Annotated in this window: 1 protein-coding gene; it reads right to left on the bottom strand. The window is 33.1% G+C overall.

Annotated elements, in window-relative coordinates:
* The coding region (locus AVBRAN9333_RS09480; protein WP_336609918.1) for a methyl-accepting chemotaxis protein at positions 1-293 on the bottom strand (293 nt) is incomplete at both ends.

The following is a 293-nucleotide window of genomic DNA, read 5'->3' as shown; positions in this document are numbered from 1 at the left end:
CTTATTCTTCATAACAGCTTCAACAGCAATACTAGCCATTAAATCTACTTCATCTGATATTTTATTAGTATTATCAGCTACTACTACATTAGCACGTGTTAGCTCATCTATACTACTTATTGCTTCATTTATTTGAGATATTGCTTGAGTTTGTTCTTTAATGCTTTCACTCATATCATTTATACCTTGAGTTAATACATTAACACTTGCTTCTATTTCTGTTAGTGATTTTTGAGTGCTTTCAGCTAGTTTTCTTACTTCATCAGCAACTACAGCAAACCCACGCCCGTGCT

Origin of the sequence: Campylobacter sp. RM9333, assembly GCF_020137705.1 — a bacterium.
Taxonomy (GTDB): Bacteria; Campylobacterota; Campylobacteria; order Campylobacterales; family Campylobacteraceae; genus Campylobacter_E.
Note: the sequence above shows the minus strand (reverse complement) of the source record. Positions and strands in the feature narration are given on the sequence as shown.